Below are 12,521 nucleotides of genomic sequence, written 5' to 3' on the forward strand. Positions count from 1 at the left end.
AATATTTTAAAAGATATAAGCCTTTTGCAAAAAACCTCCGTATGTTTTGATAAAAAGACACGGAGGTTTTCATTAAAAGGTACGGAGGTTTTCATCAAAAGGTACGTGCTTTTTGGGGTGTCCTCGCAAACGTCCTGTCCATCGGCTTTGCAGAAGGTCGTTTTTTTGCTTTTTTAAGTGATAAAAACCAATGATATTTTCAGATAAAATCAATAAAAAAACCCGACTGAATTTCAATCGGGTTTTTTGTTTTTTAAAATTTCACATTCAATATTTTCTCTTCGCCGTTGCGTTTTACAGTCACCGAATGTTCCTCCCCGGAATTGATCTTGGAAAGACAATCCATATAAGAATAGACTTCCTTCACTTCACATTTTCCGATTTTGGTAAGGACATCGCCTTGTTCTATTCCTGCATTGGCAGCCGGTCTACCGTCCATCACACCATCAATCGTCATCCCATCTTTGCTGTCTGCATAGCTTGGCATGATTCCCAAAGTCACTTTATACTTAGGAACTGCTTTCGTTGTAGAGATCTTGGTTTTAACAAACGGAATTTCCTTCTCATCAGACAACGCATTTGCCAGGTTGAATATATAATTAGTAATCACTTTTTCTCCCGGATAATTGATCTTATCGGCATCATCACTCGGTTTGTGATAATCCGTATGAGTCCCTGTAAACAGGAATAAAACAGGAATATCTTTCAGATAAAAAGAAGTGTGGTCGCTTGGTCCTACACCGGATTCGTCCAACGCCAGATTGATACCCGCAGGTTTGTATTTCTTCACCAGATCCGGAAGGATAGGAGAGGTTCCAACGCCGCCAACTGTGAGGTCTTTGTCTTTGTTAAGTCTCCCAACCATATCCATATTGATCATAAAAACAGTGTTGGGATATTTTGTTTTGATGGTTTCTGCCAGTTTTTTAGAACCCATCAAACCGTCTTCTTCACCTGAGAATAATGCGAAAACGTAATTGACTTTTTCTTTGGTTTTGTTTTGAGAGAATAATCTTGCCAATTCCAGGACTGCCGCTGATCCGGAAGCATTATCATCAGCACCGTTGTGGATTTGTCCTTCGGAGTTTGCAAGTGTAGAATTATGATGTTCATTAAGTCCTAAATGATCGTAATGAGCGCCGATCACAATTGTTTTTTCTGCTTTGTTGTCGAGAACTGCGATCACGTTTTTGCCTTTGACTTGTGTTGAAGACTTATCATCGTGGGGATTCAGTTTTACATCATATTCAAAATTCTGGATAAAATCTTTTCCTTCGTAAGGCTTCAATCCTAACTTTTTGAATTCTGCAGAAAGATAATTTGCCGCTTTTGTTTCACCTTCAGAACCTGCCAGTCTTCCTTTCAGTTCATCCGAAGCAAGATATGAAATGTGCTTTTTCAGTTGATCTTCATTTACCAGCTCTGCCGGATCATTATCTATCCAATCTGCGATGAAAACATTAGTTTCGTGTTGTTTTTCACCTTGTCTGTTACTTGCAAAAACTAATTTTTTCCCGTCCGGAGAAAACATAGCGAATGCATTGAACTCACTTTCATAAGTGATCTGCTGTAGGTTTTTCCCGTCAAGATCGATCATATATAACTGGAAATCATACCCTCTTGTCGAATGATAATTAGAAGAGAAAATGATTTTCTTGTCAGATGGATGAAAATACGGCGCCCAGTTGGCTTTACCCAAATTGGTAATTTGTTTCAGATCCGAGCCGTCAATATTCATGGTATAGATTTCCATCGCCGTTGGCGCCACCAGGTTTTCTGCAAGCAGTTCTTTATAATCTTTGATTTCTTCTTCAGTCTTCGGACGGGAAGACCGGAAAACCAGCTTCTTGCTGTCGTGAGAGAAAAAAGCGCCACCGTCATAACCCAGGCCACGAGTCAGCTGTTTCAGATTTTTTCCATCGATATCCATAATCCAGATTTCCAGATCTCCGCTTCTCGTGGACGTAAAAGCTATCTTTTTTCCGTCCGGCGAAACCACTGCTTCGGCATCATAACCTTTAGAATCTGTGAGTTGTTTTGTAATATTGCCATTAAGATCAGCTTCATAAATCTCGAAATCAGAGTACACCGGCCACAGGTATTTCCCATCTTTTCTAGGTGCAGGTTTTGGCGGACAAGCTTCGGAACTTTTGTGCGTTGAGGCATAGATGATATGTTTTCCATCCGGCATAAAGAAGGAACAGGTTGTTCTTCCTTTGCCTGTAGAAACCATTTTCAGGTTAGATTCTGCCGGTTTTTGAGTTAGGTCATAAAGGAAGATCTGGTCACACTGCGCTCCAATTGCGGGATTCGTTACCTGCATGGTCAGCATTTTGCTGTTTGGAGAGAAATAAGCTTCGGCATTGTCGCCACCAAATGTCAGTTTGGTAATGTTTTTCAGGTTCTTTTCCTGAGCGAAATATAATGTGGAAATCCCAAGTAATGAGAGTGTCGAAAGTTGCTTTAATTTGGATTTTGATAAAAACATAAAGTCTGATTTTTATTGAGAACAAATCTAATCTTTTTGATAATGATAAAAAAATAAGCCTCAAGGATAAGGCTTATGATTTTTGTTATGGTAGATTTTCAATTTATTCTATAATGATTTTCCTTGTGGTTTTTTCATTATCCATAGCTATGGTTCCAAGATAAACGCCGGGTTTCAAATGTGAAATGTCAATCCTGCTTATATTTTCTTTATTAATTAAAATCTGGCTTCCGCTCATATCTGTCATTTCAAATGTAAAAACTTTGGAAGTATCAGATATTTTCAAATTCAAAATATTGTTTGCCGGATTTGGATAAAACTCTACAGATTCCAAAACTTTTGAAGTTGAAATGTCTTCTACGGCCAAAGTTGTAGTAGAAGCAACAGCAAAATGCTGAATGGCACCAACCGCCGCTTTGCCCACATTATAAACATAGACTGGATCCATATTCACATAAAGATCATTTGCAGTATGAACATAAGGATTATTATAACCACCTTCATATTCCCAGAACCCCGTGATGATCTCGCCATTCTGCTGAAAAGGAACATAATCTGTACTTTCTGCCGGATCAAAATCAACACCAAGTGGAGAGTATAACGTGGTGCAGTTCGCTAATTCCTGAACCACTAATGCAGCTGCAGCATTATTACTTGTGGGAGAACTTTGATCTTTATCACAATAGATTTTCGTATTTGCTTTTGTTGCCAATCCACCAACCTGATCCAGGTTTACAACCACTTTGATATCCATTTTCGGACTGGTTCCGTTTACGATTTGGGAAACATATCTGGAACTCCCAAGAAGTCCTTGTTCTTCACCGGAAAAATGGATAAACTTGATAGAATAATCTGTTGGGATATCTTTGAGAATACGGGCAAGTTCCAGAATAATAGAAGTTCCGCTTCCGTTGTCATTAGTTCCCGGACCATTGATAGAATCAAAATGTCCACAGACTATTACAAACTTATTAGGATAGAGCGTTCCGGTTTTGGTTACGATTAAGTTTTTGGAAGTATATCCGTTGCTGGTCCAGGATTGTTCCTGAAAATTCGCTGTTGTGTAACCAAAAGAAGTGTATTTATTTTTGATCCAGTTAAAAGCGTTTGTGTTCTGAGCGGTTCCCGTTCTTTTGACACCCAAAGCTTCAAACTCCTGAAGATAAGTATTGACATTGGATTGAGAAACTTTGTTGGCTCTGTCCTGATAAGCCTGGATGAAAGTCTGAGCATTTGTAAGTTGAACGAGTGTCAGAAAAATAAATAAACGGATAGATTTTTTAATCATTAATGATAATTTTAGCAAAAATAAAAAAATCCCGAGATAATTCTCAGGATTTTATATTGATAACAAAGATTTGTAATTATTTTACTAAGTCTACAACAGCTTTGAAAGCTTCTGGATGATTCATTGCAAGATCTGCAAGAACTTTTCTGTTTAGCTCGATGTTGTTTTTCTTAAGACCTCCTATTAATTGAGAATAAGTAAGTCCGTGTTCTCTTGCACCAGCGTTGATACGCATCACCCAAAGGCTTCTGAAACTTCTTTTTTTCTCTTTTCTACCACGGTAAGCATATTGCATTGCTTTTTCTACCGCATTTTTTGCTACAGTCCAAACGTTCTTTCTTCTACCGAAAAAACCTTTAGCCTTTTTTAATACTTTTTTTCTACGCGCTCTGGACGCTACAGAATTTACTGATCTTGGCATAATTTAAATTGTTTTTTTGAAAAGGGCGGTAATTTTCATTACTCTTAGGTGCACCGTTTCAGGGTTAATTGTTGAATTGTTCTAATTCTTATAAACCGAAATGATTTATAAAAACTACTTTAACGCTAATTGACGTAGTACACTTTTCTTGTCCACTTCTGCAACATAAGAAGTTTGCGTAAGATTTCTCTTTTGCTTAGTTTCTTTTTTCGTCAAGATGTGGCTTTTGAAAGCACCTTTTCTTTTGATCTTTCCGGTTCCGGTAAGAGCAAAACGCTTTTTAGCACCTGATTTCGTTTTTAATTTTGGCATTGTTTTGCTTTTTATATTTTGTTATCAATATCTATTTTCATTATCCTAAACGTATTCAGGAATAATAGTTTGCAAAATTACAAAAAAATTATGAAACTAAGACATTAAAAATCTGCACACATTGGATGTATGCAGATTAATTTTATAATGTACTAGAATTTTATGCTTCAATAAACTCCAAAAGATCTTTATTCATAGTAGCTGCTTCTGTGGTTGGCATTCCGTGAGGGAAACCCGGATACGTTTTTATCGTTCCGTTTTTCAGTAATTTGATTGATTTCAAAGCGGCATTTTGATAAGGAACGATCTGGTCATCTTCTCCGTGCAATACCAAAACCGGAATATCAACATTTTTCAAGTCTTCTCGGAAATCAGTCTCAGAAAACGCTTTGATGCCGTCGTAATGAGCCACGATCCCACCCATCATTCCTTGTCTCCACCAGTTTCTCTGGATGCCTTCTTTCACATCAGCGCCTTCTCTGTTGTAGCCGTAGAAAGGGAAAGTCAAATCGATATAAAACTGCTGTCTGTTGTTAAGGGTCTGATCTCTGATGCCGTCAAAAACTGACATCGGAACACCATCGGGATTGCTGTCGCTTGCTACCATAATCGGCGGAACGGCGCTGATCAATACTGCTTTTTTAGCTCTTCCGTTCGCATATTTGTTAACATAACGGATCACTTCTCCACCACCTGTTGAGTGTCCGATATGGACAACATCCTTCAGGTCAAGGAATTCTACCAATTCTGCAGCATCTGCAGCATACTGTTCAATGGTGTGACCGTAGATATCCTGACTAGAACGTCCGTGTCCTCTTCTGTCGTGTGTCACCACTCTGTAGCCTTTTTGCAGGAAGAAGATTACCTGTGCATCCCAATCGTCTGATGATAAGGGCCATCCGTGGTGAAACATCAATGTTGGTCCTTGTCCCTGATCTTTGTAAAAAATCTCTGTTCCGTCTTTTAATTTTAGTGTGCTCATCGTTTTTACTTTTTAATGTTAGTGATTAATTTATTTTATAATTATTTTTCTGTCCTAATTCTTTAGCAAATGTAGCACGAGAAAATTTAACGAATCTTAACCTAAGTTAAAATCTTTCAAAAGATTAAAAATAAAAAAAACCTCAAAAACTAATTTGAGGTTCTATATAAAAATTGATGTGGTCAATATTATTTTGCAGGCTTCTTAGGGCTCATCATCATAATCATTCTTTTTCCTTCAAGCTTAGGAAGCTGATCTACTTTGCCAACGTGCTCCAGATCCTGAGCCAATTTCAAAAGAAGAATTTCTCCCTGATCTTTGAAAATGATAGAACGTCCTTTGAAGAAAACATAAGTTTTCAGTTTAGAGCCTTCTTCCAGGAATTTTTCAGCGTGCTTTTTCTTGAAGTCATAATCGTGATCATCAGTCTGAGGACCAAATCTGATCTCTTTTACAACTACTTTTACCTGCTTCGCTTTTAGTTCTTTGGTTTTTTTCTTTTGCTCGTACAAGAATTTTTTATAATCAAGGATACGAGAAATGTAAGGCTCTGCTTTATCAGAAATCACTACAAGATCCAACTCTTGCTCTCTTGCAATTTCTAAAGCTTTTGATAAAGGATAAACTCCGGGTTCCACATTGTCACCAACAAGGCGCACCTCGTTAGCACGGATCTTACCGTTGATTTGATGGAGGTCTTCTTGGACTGGACGTCTCATCGGGCCTCTGCTGTTGTTTCTTTTTAGTGCTATGGTTTTAAATTTTAAAATTAATAATTTGTTGTCAGCTTATTGGTTTGCTCCTAATTCAAATGCCGGTTTTGCCTGCTCTTTAAAGTAAGAGATGAATGCATCTAATGTCATTTCTCCCAAATCACCTTCGCCTCTTCTTCTTACAGAAATCGTACCGTTATTTTCTTCGTTCTCACCTACAATAAGCATAAATGGTAACTTTTTCATTTCGGCATCACGGATTTTTTTACCCGTTTTTTCGTTTCTGTCGTCTATCAATCCGCAAATATCGTGAATTTCCAATGATTCTGAAACTTTTTTTGCATAATCTGAATATTTTTCACTGATCGGCAAAATAGTGAACTGTTCCGGACTCAGCCAAAGTGGGAAATCACCCGCTGTATTTTCAATTAATATCGCAATGAAACGTTCCATAGAACCAAATGGCGCTCTGTGGATCATCACTGGTCTGTGCTTCTCGTTGTCACTTCCGTTGTACCAAAGGTCAAATCTTTCCGGTAAATTATAATCTACCTGGATTGTTCCCAGCTGCCAGCTTCTTCCCAAAGCATCTTTCACCATAAAGTCAAGCTTCGGACCATAGAAAGCGGCTTCGCCATATTCAGTTACGGTTTTCAGACCTTTTGCTTTTGCAGCAGTTACGATGGCGTTTTCTGCTTTTTCCCAGTTCTCATCGGAACCAATATATTTTTCTCTGTTTTCGGGATCTCTCAATGAAATTTGAGCTGTGAAATCAGCAAATCCAAGTGAACCAAAAACGTAAAGTACAAGGTCAATTACCTTTTCAAATTCCTGTAATAACTGGTCTGGCGTACAGAAAAGGTGCGCATCATCCTGAGTGAATCCACGAACTCTTGTCAAGCCGTGCAATTCTCCGGATTGCTCATATCTGTAAACCGTTCCGAATTCCGCATAACGTTTTGGTAAATCTTTGTAAGACCATTGCTGGGCTTTGTAGATCTCGCAGTGGTGAGGGCAGTTCATTGGTTTTAATAAAAATTCTTCACCTTCATTTGGTGTTTTAATTGGCTGAAAGCTGTCAGCACCATATTTGTCCCAATGCCCGGAAGTCACATATAATTCCTTTGATCCGATGTGTGGAGAAATCACGAATTCATAGCCTTGTTTTTTCTGAGCTTTGGAAAGGAATTCTTCTAATTTTTTTCTAAGCGCAGCGCCTTTTGGCAACCAAAGTGGAAGTCCGGCACCAACTTTTTCTGAGAATGCAAAAATCCCAAGTTCTTTCCCTAATTTTCTGTGATCTCTTCTTTTCGCTTCTTCCAGTCTTTCAAGATATTCAGTTAATTCTTTTTGTTTAGGGAAGGAGATTCCGTAAACTCTGGTCAGCTGTGGATTTTTCTCATCGCCTCTCCAGTAAGCTCCGGCTGCATTTAATATTTTTACAGCTTTTACGATTCCTGTGGAAGGGATATGTCCGCCTCTACAAAGGTCTGTGAAGTTGTCGTGTGTTACAAAAGTAATTTCGCCATCAGGCAGATTTTCAATCAATTCAGTTTTGAAAGGATTGTCTGCATATTCTTTTAATGCGTCAGCTTTGGAAACTTCACGAAGATTGAAGGTCGAATTTTTCTTAGCATTTTCTAAGATTTTCTTTTCCAGTTTTTCGAAGTCTTTTTCAGACAAAGGTTCTTCTCCGAAATCTACATCATAGTAGAATCCGTTAGCGATTGCAGGTCCAATTGTTAGCTTAGCTTCCGGATAAAATTCCATAATAGCCTGAGCAAGCAAGTGGGCAGAAGAATGCCAGAATGCTTTTTTTCCCATATCGTCATTCCACGTCAGTAGTTGCAAGGTAGAATCCTCCGTTATCGTGGTGTCTACTTCTGTCTGTTTTCCGTTTACGACGGCAGAAATGGTGTTTCTTGCCAAACCGTCACTGATACTTTGTGCAACTTGTAGTGGAGTAACTGCTCCTTCATATTCTCTGATGCTGCCATCAGGAAGAGTAATTTTTAGCATTATGACTGAAATTTTTAGGATGCAAAAATAGTGATTTTTTAGAGAAAAAACCGGATTTATTTTAGCTTAACTTTCTCTTTTATAATCTCGATGACGTCCACATTTCTGACTTTCGATTTTACCCAGCCGTGGATGTCGATATAGACGAGCGTTCTTTTGTCGTATCGGTTTTTCTCCGATTCTTGCAGATGTTTTTCGAATTCCTTAAAAGTCGAAAGTTGTGCATTAGAATTTTGGTCATTGATTTTCTTAAAGAAATCGACGATTTTAAAATGTAATTCGCCAGGATTTTTCATCTTCTTCACAAACTTAATCGTGCTCTTCACAAAGTCATCGTAATCATCATCAAAGCCTGCTTCAAATTTCGCCATCAAAATCAAAATCCGCGTGTGGAAAAGCAAATCCTCCTGAATATTTCCTTTTGAATTAATAATATTCAAACCATATTTGATGGTGTTTGTATATTGTTTACTGCCAAAATACATCGATGCAATTTTCAAATAAAGAATGAGAAAATGATGTTCATCTATCTTGTCGCGGTGTTTTTCCATTTTTAATTCCAGTTCAGGAATCATCTTTGTGCCACCGAAAAAATCGCCTTTGATGAAATAAAGATTCATTTTGGTATTATAATAATTAAGGAAAATCAACGATTGCGAATTCTCATTATGAATAAAAGTATCCGATTTTACAACGCGACTGAACTTCTCAAAACTTTCTTCAATCCTTTTAATATTGCCGTACAGAAACAAAATTTTGAACAGATAAGTATTTCCTTTGATGTACCAAACCGGATGATTTTTTATCATTTCTGGGTTATTGTGGAACAATTCTACCCATTGATAAGCATATTTTAAAGTGTATTTATAATCCTGTAAAAGCTGATTTTTCCAAACGTGCGCTTTGAAATACCAAAGTTTCTCCGTGAAATTAAGTTTATTAAGGTCAATCTTTTTGACTTTCTTATCAAACAAATCAAGGATTTTATCTCGGTCTTCATCATTTTTGATGTAACCATGTGTCAGCATTTCGCTGTATAATTTCAAAGACAAATTGGAAAGTTGAGTGGCGTAACTATTTTGTTTATTGATTTCAGTCGATTGCAAAATCAATTCATCTGCACGTCCATCAATACTTCTTGTAATGAATTGAGATTCAATTACTTTTTCGAGTTCAATGATTTCGGAAGCAATGCTTTTTTCGTCTAAATCTAATGCAGATTGTTTCGCTTTGTCGAGGATTTTTAAAGCTTGTTTGTACAAACCTTTTTGATAAAGAATCGTTGCAAAATCAAGTTGTTCCCGCAATTGGATTCTGCTGTTTTGATGACTTGGATTCAGTCTCAGACTTACCAGGATTTGTTTATAAAGATGCGCTTTGAGATTTGAAAGTTGCTGTTTCGACGATATTTTTTTATCAATAATAATCTCCTCGTTATACTCTTTCATTTTGTCCAATTCAGAAAAAAGTAAAAGAAATTTGGCATCGACATTAATTCCAAGTCGGTTCACGTACAACTTAAATTGACGCTTTTCCGACGTCGAAAGTGACTTAATTAAAACAAATAAAAAATCTTTCTGTAATTCTGACATTGTAAATTTAAAATATATAAATAACTGATAATTAATTTATTATCGATTATTTTAAAGGAGTCGAATATTGTATTTTTTGGAAAGTATCAATCAGATATAATAAATCAAATTCTACTTTTGAATATCAAAATTAGGTAAAAAACTTTATTATGAATCCGGAAAAAATTGAAATTTTTGATACGACGTTGAGAGATGGTGAGCAGGTTCCCGGATGTAAACTCAATACTGAACAAAAAATAATTATAGCCGAGAAACTCGATTTTCTTGGCGTTGATATTATAGAAGCTGGCTTTCCAATTTCCAGTCCAGGCGATTTCCAGTCTGTACAGGAAATTTCAAAAATCGTAAAATATGCGAAAGTTTGTGGACTGACGAGAGCCAACAAAAAAGATATTGAAGTCGCTGCAGAAGCTTTGAAATATGCAAAAAGACCAAGAATCCACACAGGAATTGGGACATCTGATTCACATATCAGATTCAAATTCAATTCGACAAGAGAGCAGGTTTTGGAACGAGCAATTGAAGCGGTGAAATATGCTAAAAATTTTGTTGATGATGTCGAGTTCTATGCAGAAGATGCAGGCAGAACTGATAATGATTTCCTTGCTAAAGTCTGTGAAGAAGTCATCAAAGCCGGCGCAACGGTTCTTAATATTCCTGATACCACTGGTTATTGTCTGCCGGAAGAATACGGACGAAAAATAAAATACCTAAGAGAAAACGTAAAAGATATCGACAAAGCGATTCTTTCTTGCCACTGTCACAACGATCTTGGAATGGCAACCGCAAATTCAATTTCAGGAATTATCAACGGTGCGAGACAAATCGAATGTACCATCAACGGACTTGGCGAACGTGCCGGAAATACAGCTTTGGAAGAGGTTGTGATGATTATCAAGCAACATCCAAATCTTAATTTTCATACTGATATTAATTCTAAAATGCTGAACGAAATGAGTTATCTGGTTTCAGAAATGATGGGAATGCCGGTTCAGCCAAACAAGGCAATCGTTGGTGCAAACGCCTTTGCGCACAGCTCCGGAATTCATCAGGATGGCGTCATCAAAAACAGGGAAACTTACGAAATCATCGACCCGAGAGAAGTCGGAATCGATGAATCTTCTATTGTTTTGACGGCGAGAAGCGGACGTTCTGCTTTGGCTTATCGATTCAAGAATATAGGTTTTGATGTGACAAAAGTGGAACTGGACTTTTTGTATCAGGAGTTTTTGAAAATTGCCGATACCAAAAAAGAAGTTAATAATGATGATTTAAGCTTTATGATGAAATCATTTAATCAAAAAATTGGATAGAAAATGAGCCAAAGCAAAACACTATTTGATAAAGTTTGGGACGCACACGTTGTAGAAACCGTTCCAAATGGGCCTCAAGTGATTTACATAGATAAACATTTGATTCACGAAGTGACGAGTCCGCAAGCGTTTGCGGAATTGGAAGCGAGAGGTTTGGAAGTTTTTCGTCCAAATCAGATTGTGGCGACTGCCGACCACAACGTTCCTACTTTGGGACAGGAATTGCCCATCAGAGATGAATTATCGAGAACGCAAGTTCAGCAACTGACAGAAAATTGCGACAAAAATAACATCGAGTTGTACGGACTTGGTCATCAATATCAAGGCATTGTTCACATCATTGCGCCCGAGTTGGGAATCACACAACCGGGAATGAGCATTGTTTGTGGAGACAGTCATACTTCCACGCACGGCGCTTTTGGAGCAATCGCTTTCGGAATTGGAACAAGTCAGGTGGCTCAGGTTTTTGCGAGTCAGTGTTTATTGATGAACAAACCAAAATCGATGCGGGTTTCTGTCAACGGAAAACTGAATAAAGATGTTCAGCCGAAAGATGTGATTCTTTATATTATTTCGAAAGTCGGAACCGATTCCGGAACCGGATATTTCTGTGAATATGCAGGAACCGTCTTCGAAGAAATGTCTATGGAAGGCCGAATGACTGTCTGCAATATGAGCATCGAAATGGGAGCGAGAGGCGGAATGATTGCGCCGGACGAAACCACTTTCGACTATGTGAAAGATAAAACCTTCGCACCAAAAGGAGAAGAATGGACTGAAAAAGTAGACTATTGGAAAACCTTAAAGTCCGATTCTGACGCCGTTTTTGATAAAGAATTTGAATTCTCGGCAGAAGATATCCAACCAATGATAACTTACGGAACCAATCCCGGAATGGGAATTTCTATCGATTCCAAAATCCCGACAGCTCAAAACGAATCCGAAGAAAAAGCTTTGAAATATATGGGACTGAATGCCGGACAATCCACGTCAGACATCAAAGTGAATTACGTTTTCATCGGAAGTTGCACTAATGCTAGAATTGAGGATTTCCGTTCTGCTGCAGATTATGTGAAAGGAAAGCAAAAAGCTGAAAATATTATCGCTTGGCTTGTTCCTGGTTCACAAAAAGTAGCGAAACAAATTTATGATGAAGGATTGGATAAGGTTTTCAATGATGCAGGTTTCCAAATCCGTCAACCAGGATGTTCAGCTTGTCTGGCAATGAATGACGACAAAATCCCAGAAGGCGAATATTGTGTTTCCACTTCCAACAGAAACTTCGAAGGCCGACAAGGTCAAGGTGCAAGAACACTTTTAGCAAGTCCATTAACCGCTGCGAAAGTTGCTGTGGAAGGCAGAATTTCTGCTTTTGAAAATTTGAATTAATTAT

The 12,521-nt window shown here is 37.8% G+C and carries 10 protein-coding genes; 2 read left to right on the forward strand and 8 right to left on the reverse strand.

The window, feature by feature from the left end; all coding sequences use genetic code 11:
- Positions 1-253: 253 nt before the first annotated feature.
- From ACFJGY_RS05690 to ACFJGY_RS05725, 8 genes are all read right to left on the reverse strand, one after another.
- Positions 254-2,488 (reverse strand): M20/M25/M40 family metallo-hydrolase, encoded by a 2,235-nt coding sequence (locus tag ACFJGY_RS05690; protein ID WP_379968975.1) that lies wholly within the window; start codon positions 2,486-2,488, stop codon positions 254-256.
- A 103-nt stretch (positions 2,489-2,591) separates the two neighbouring features.
- Complete coding sequence (locus ACFJGY_RS05695) at positions 2,592-3,776, reverse strand: M28 family peptidase (protein WP_379968977.1); 1,185 nt, start codon at positions 3,774-3,776, stop codon at positions 2,592-2,594.
- Positions 3,777-3,852: 76 nt separating this feature from the next.
- Positions 3,853-4,197, reverse strand: coding sequence for a 50S ribosomal protein L20 (rplT, locus tag ACFJGY_RS05700; protein WP_379968979.1), 345 nt, complete (start codon positions 4,195-4,197; stop codon positions 3,853-3,855).
- A gap of 114 nt (positions 4,198-4,311) precedes the next feature.
- Positions 4,312-4,509, reverse strand: coding sequence for a 50S ribosomal protein L35 (gene rpmI / locus ACFJGY_RS05705; protein ID WP_034965196.1), 198 nt, complete (start codon positions 4,507-4,509; stop codon positions 4,312-4,314).
- Positions 4,510-4,669: 160 nt separating this feature from the next.
- Positions 4,670-5,491, reverse strand: coding sequence for an alpha/beta fold hydrolase (locus tag ACFJGY_RS05710; RefSeq protein ID WP_379968981.1), 822 nt, complete (start codon positions 5,489-5,491; stop codon positions 4,670-4,672).
- 188 nt (positions 5,492-5,679) lie between these two features.
- On the reverse strand, positions 5,680-6,210 hold the full coding sequence (gene infC, locus ACFJGY_RS05715; RefSeq protein WP_051259629.1) for a translation initiation factor IF-3: 531 nt from the start codon (positions 6,208-6,210) through the stop codon (positions 5,680-5,682).
- Between the two features lie 69 nt (positions 6,211-6,279).
- Positions 6,280-8,223 (reverse strand): threonine--tRNA ligase, encoded by a 1,944-nt coding sequence (thrS, locus tag ACFJGY_RS05720; protein ID WP_379968984.1) that lies wholly within the window; start codon positions 8,221-8,223, stop codon positions 6,280-6,282.
- A 56-nt stretch (positions 8,224-8,279) separates the two neighbouring features.
- Complete coding sequence (locus tag ACFJGY_RS05725) at positions 8,280-9,815, reverse strand: hypothetical protein (RefSeq protein ID WP_379968986.1); 1,536 nt, start codon at positions 9,813-9,815, stop codon at positions 8,280-8,282.
- 149 nt (positions 9,816-9,964) lie between these two features.
- Between ACFJGY_RS05725 and ACFJGY_RS05730 the strand changes: the two genes are divergently transcribed.
- A complete protein-coding gene (locus tag ACFJGY_RS05730; RefSeq protein WP_379968988.1) occupies positions 9,965-11,128 on the forward strand; it encodes a 2-isopropylmalate synthase in 1,164 nt (387 codons plus the stop codon).
- A 3-nt stretch (positions 11,129-11,131) separates the two neighbouring features.
- Positions 11,132-12,517, forward strand: a complete 1,386-nt coding sequence (gene leuC, locus ACFJGY_RS05735) for a 3-isopropylmalate dehydratase large subunit (RefSeq protein WP_379968990.1) — start codon at positions 11,132-11,134, stop codon at positions 12,515-12,517.
- Positions 12,518-12,521: the final 4 nt, after the last annotated feature.

Origin of the sequence: Epilithonimonas sp. UC225_85 (assembly GCF_042695135.1) — a bacterium.
Lineage (GTDB): Bacteria > Bacteroidota > Bacteroidia > Flavobacteriales > Weeksellaceae > Epilithonimonas.